This window comes from Salinicola peritrichatus, from assembly GCF_003206715.1.
GTDB classification, from domain to species: Bacteria; Pseudomonadota; Gammaproteobacteria; order Pseudomonadales; family Halomonadaceae; genus Salinicola; species Salinicola peritrichatus.
On the sequence record NZ_PZJU01000078.1, the window covers coordinates 1 to 4,456 of the forward strand.

A 4,456-nucleotide genomic window follows, 5' to 3' on the forward strand; every position below is an offset into this window, starting at 1 on the left:
CTATCAACCATCTGATAATGGTATCAGGTTGGTGGGGTAAAGGTGCCCCATCAACCATTAAATCCGTATACCCCGAATTCATTCATCCCGGAGCCGTCGCCGTCCCAAGGCAACGGCTTCCGACAGACTCTCCCCTCTCAGATAAAAGGCAACGAGCGATGCGATGAATGCCTGGGCCCGCGGCGGTGCGCCCACGCGGCGGTAGTGCTCGGCTCGCTCGGCCACTTTCGCCGCAAAAGCGCGGCGATCGACTTGCGCCCCATCGAGGTTGTCGACACTGACCTGGAACGACCTGCCGCAAGCCTCGCTGAACAGCAGTTCCAGCGCCTGTGGCGCGACTTCGACGCGCTCGAAATCAGCCTGGCGTTCGGCATCGCGGCCGTCCGGCTCGTACCAGTAGCCGTAATCCTCCAACTGACGACGCGCCTCTCCGGCAATGCACCAGTGGCTGATCTCATGTAGCGCGCTGGCGAAAAAACCGTGCGCAAAAACGATTTGATGATGGTCTCGTTCTGCATTCGCGGGCAGATAGATCGGTTCATCCTGGCCCCGAATCAGGCGTGTGCGATAGGTATCGAAGAATACCCCGTCGAACAGCGCCATCAGGTCATCGATTTCATGCGACATACTTTCCCTCCGACACTCGCCGCGAGTATACGTAAGTCCCTACTCCACGCCGAGCTTTGGTCTCCAACTCCTGCTAGAATCGCCGCCCTGTCCGTTCGGTCAAGGAGCGATCCGTGTCGTCGACCGCCAACCGCTTCTATCGCTGCCGTCGTGAGACGGTCGCCCTGGTACGTCTGAGTCTGCCCATCTGCGGCGCCCAGTTGGCGCAGTCCGGCATGAGCGCGGCCGACGTCATCATGTCGGGGCGTGCCAGCGCCGTCGATCTGGCCGCCGTCTCCGTCGGCGCCAGCCTGTGGGTACCGCTGATGCTGCTGATGACCGGCACGCTGATGGGCGTCACGCCGATCGTCGCCCATCAGGTGGGCGGTGGGCATTTCGAGCGGGTCCGCGGCAAGGTCCATCAGGCGCTGTGGGTCGCCCTGGTCTTCGGCTGCTGCAGCGCGCTGGCACTAACCTTGGGCGCTCGAGGAATCTTCCGCTGGATGCAGATCCCCGCGGACGTTGCCGACCTTGCCAACGATTATCTGACGGCGGTCGCCTTCGGTATCCCGGCGGTCGCGTTCTATCAGGCACTCAGGGCGTTCTCGGACGGCATGCATCATACCCGGCCGTCTCTCTGGATGAGCCTGGCTGGGCTCGGGGTCAATATTCCCAGCAACTTCCTGTTGATTTACGGCGGCCCCGGTCTGGTGGAAATGCTCGGCAATGGTGTGCCTGTCTTGTTGCGGCAGTTGCCAGCGCTGGGGGCATTGGGCTGCGGCATCGCTACCGCCATCTCGATGTGGGCGATGTGCCTGGGCATGGCGTGGTATACACGACGCAGCCGCGCCTATGCGCCGGTGAACCTATGGGAAGCTCCCACAGCGCCGTGCTGGCGCGAGATCGGCGAGCTTCTTTATATCGGCCTGCCGATCGGTCTCGCCATCTTCTTCGAGGTGACGCTATTCACCGTGATCACTCTGCTGGTCGCCTATCTTGGCGAGATCACCGTGGCAGCGCACCAGATCGCGCTCAACGTGACATCGATCCTGTTCATGCTGCCGCTGTCGCTGAGCATGGCGCTGACCGTCAGAGTGAGCAACCGTCTGGGCGCCGGTGACTCCGTCGAAGCCAGATTCGTGGCCTGGAACGGCATTGCCATCGGCTGTCTGCTGGCGCTGTTCAACAGCCTGCTGATCTGGCTGATCGCCAAGCCGGTATTGTCACTCTACACCAGCAATACCGAGGTGCAGGATTTAGCGATGTCACTGATCTTGCTGGCGATGCTGTTTCAAATTTCCGATTCGCTGCAGGTCAATCTCGCCGGCGCCCTGCGCGGCTACAAGGACACCCGTGTGGTGATGGGTATCACGCTGATCTCCTACTGGCTGATCGGGCTCGGTTGCGGTCATTGGCTGGGCCGGGGACTGGGCGGCTTCGATGCACTTGGTATCCATGGTTACTGGATTGGTCTCAACGCCGGCCTGACGGCGGCGGCCGTGCTGCTCGGCTGGCGCCTGGCGATCGTTAGTCGGCGTCGCATCATTCACGGCTGAAATAATCTCGCCGATTCCAGGGAAAGCCTTAACAGGCCCTTCATGGCTGTGCTAATACTGGCAGCAGGCCCAAGCCGACAGATTGCCGACCAGGAGGGTAGCCATGGGTATCCCACTTTCCCCCCGTTCAGCGCAGATCATCGATCTGGAAACCATGAGGCACCGGTTGAGGGCCAGAAAGCGACTCGTGCGCCTGTCGCCCGAACTCGATGGGCTGGAGATGCTCTACTATCTCGCCTCCGACCCCGACACGCTCTATGGCATGCCGCTTTTGGCATGGGGGCTGCGCGAGGACGGCGAAGTCGTGGGGCTGGTGCCATGGATGGAAAGTCTGTCCCCATGTCATGAGCTGGACGATCCCGAGTATGGCCATTTCGTTGGCTATCGTGATCCCGAAACACGGGAAATCTTCCATGCCGCTCCCGAGCACAAGATTGCGGAACTCGAACATGCCGCAGCTTACTTCGACTATGAAGAAACTCAGGACGTCTCGCTGACCCAGCAACTGCCGGAGACGCAAGGTACCCACGCCCTGTGCATGGACGAGGACGGGAAACCCTGGCAGCTCAAACAGATCTTCGCCTGGCATCTCTACAGCAACGGCGATGTCGATGCGATGCTGGTCGACGACACCCGGGTGGTTTCGTTACCCGTGCTGGCCGGCGACGAGTGTCTCTACCCGGGACGTAGCCGCCACCGGACGCTCTATTTCTTTCAGCGCAACATCGCCAATCGCATCCGCAACGAAGATCCCGAGACGCTGGAAGCGCTAGCGCTGATGGTTATGCCCAACGGATAGCGAGTCGTAGTATCTGTCTAAAACCGTGCGCGGCGGTGAGACCGGCGGATACTCACGATCCCAGGCGAATGCGGTAGAGATACTCCTCGCCATCCTGGCTCTGCTCGATCAGTTGGTGACCCAGGAAACCGCAGAACTTGGGAATATCGCGCGTGGTGGCGGGGTCAGTCGCGATGACCAGCAAGGTCTGCCCTGACTGCATATCGCGTACCTTGTTGTGCATCAGCATGATCGGCTCGGGGCAGTACAGCCCCCGAGTGTCGAGCGTTGCATCGTGCGTCGTTTCGGCTTCGTTCATGACAATCTCGCTATCCGTCCTCAACCGTCCAGGCGTACGTGAACGGTGACCTCTTCCCGATCATGATACAGGTGGCGGCAAGCGATGCTAGCAGCAACGCCATGTTCGTCCAGGGTGTGCTCGAGCCGCTCCAGGCAGCGTCGGACTTCTTCCCAACGGCGTTTCATCGGCAACTTCAGATTGAAGACCGCTTCTCGACACCAGCGCTTGATCAACCAGCGTTCGACCATATCGATCACCCGCATCGGCTTGTCGACGATATCGCAAACCAGCCAGTCGAGACGATAGGGAGGCTCCCACACGAAACCGTCCTCGCGTAGATGTTCGACCTGCCCGGTGGACATCAGTGACGGTGCCATCGGACCGTTATCGATGGCATAGACAAACATGCCCTTGCGCACCAGTTGATAAGTCCAGCCACCCGGCGCCGCGCCCAGATCCACGGCTTGCATACCGCTTGCCAAACGGGCTTCCCAGGCATCCTTGGGCACGAAAGTGTGCCAGGCTTCCTCGAGCTTCAGTGTCGAGCGGCTCGGCGCATCCGAAGGATGGCGCAGACGCAGAACACCACCGAGATGTTCACTGCGATTGCCCGGGAAACTCATGGCAATCTGTACGCTATCACCGGCTAGCCAGAAAAGATGAAGCCGTCGACCGCCCGCCTTGCGACGCAGGCTACCGCAGCGTTTGAGTGCGCTTTCGAGCGGTCGACTCAAGGATTTGGCCAAACGTCCGAGGCTTTTTCCCTCATTGGTATCGGGCGTTTCGTGCCACACCGATTCGAAATTCCAACCGCTCTCGGTGATACATTCTACGATCGGAGAAATACGATCCTCCCGATTGAGTGCCAACGGCTCGAAAGCAACCAACGATTGACGCGCGAATACCAGTGAATTCAACGGCAAGGTGCGATGAATAGCGTTGGCCTGCGTGTCATTACTACACTGCCAGCGCACGAAGCCGCTATTCGGCTCTGCCATCACCACGCAGCCGGCTTCATCAACGGCTTCCGCGCGAGCATGAATTTCAGCGGCCAGGTCGGGCTCGAAGCCGGCTCGGCAATACAACAGCCACTCATTGGGCACTCGATTCACGCTTGCCTCTTTCATTTCGTCGGGTCTGGTCTATGCCGGCCTAAAGATATCACGGCATGCATCGCTTATGCGGCCGGGTCGCAGTGCAGCCCGCAGCGGGATT

Annotated in this window: 5 protein-coding genes; 2 read left to right on the forward strand and 3 right to left on the reverse strand. The window is 60.1% G+C overall.

Annotated features, from left to right (window positions below; translation table 11 throughout):
- Window positions 1-78: 78 nt before the first annotated feature.
- Window positions 79-627: an elongation factor P hydroxylase gene (locus tag DOM57_RS20575; protein WP_110651259.1), complete on the reverse strand. Its 549-nt coding sequence runs from the start codon at window positions 625-627 to the stop codon at window positions 79-81.
- Window positions 628-740: 113 nt separating this feature from the next.
- On the opposite strand from DOM57_RS20575, the gene DOM57_RS20580 reads away from it, so the two are divergent.
- The gene (locus DOM57_RS20580; RefSeq protein WP_239496357.1) at window positions 741-2,162 is read left to right on the forward strand and encodes an MATE family efflux transporter; all 1,422 of its coding nucleotides are present in this window, start codon (window positions 741-743) and stop codon (window positions 2,160-2,162) included.
- Between the two features lie 103 nt (window positions 2,163-2,265).
- Window positions 2,266-2,961: a hypothetical protein gene (locus tag DOM57_RS20585; RefSeq protein ID WP_110651261.1), complete on the forward strand. Its 696-nt coding sequence runs from the start codon at window positions 2,266-2,268 to the stop codon at window positions 2,959-2,961.
- A gap of 52 nt (window positions 2,962-3,013) precedes the next feature.
- Here the strand turns inward: DOM57_RS20585 and tusA are convergent, their stop codons facing one another.
- Window positions 3,014-3,259 (reverse strand): sulfurtransferase TusA, encoded by a 246-nt coding sequence (gene tusA / locus DOM57_RS20590; RefSeq protein ID WP_110651263.1) that lies wholly within the window; start codon window positions 3,257-3,259, stop codon window positions 3,014-3,016.
- Window positions 3,260-3,279: 20 nt separating this feature from the next.
- Window positions 3,280-4,368, reverse strand: a complete 1,089-nt coding sequence (gene rlmM / locus DOM57_RS20595; RefSeq protein ID WP_110651265.1) for a 23S rRNA (cytidine(2498)-2'-O)-methyltransferase RlmM — start codon at window positions 4,366-4,368, stop codon at window positions 3,280-3,282.
- Between the last annotated feature and the right edge of the window lie 88 nt (window positions 4,369-4,456).

Excerpts from the sequence above, each read along its gene's own strand:
- DOM57_RS20575 (WP_110651259.1), bottom strand. The coding sequence starts at position 627 with ATGTCGCATGAAATCGATGACCTGATGGCGCTGTTCGACGGGGTATTC.
- DOM57_RS20585 (WP_110651261.1), top strand. The coding sequence starts at position 2,266 with ATGGGTATCCCACTTTCCCCCCGTTCAGCGCAGATCATCGATCTGGAA.
- tusA (WP_110651263.1), bottom strand. The coding sequence starts at position 3,259 with ATGAACGAAGCCGAAACGACGCACGATGCAACGCTCGACACTCGGGGG.
- rlmM (WP_110651265.1), bottom strand. The coding sequence starts at position 4,368 with ATGAAAGAGGCAAGCGTGAATCGAGTGCCCAATGAGTGGCTGTTGTAT.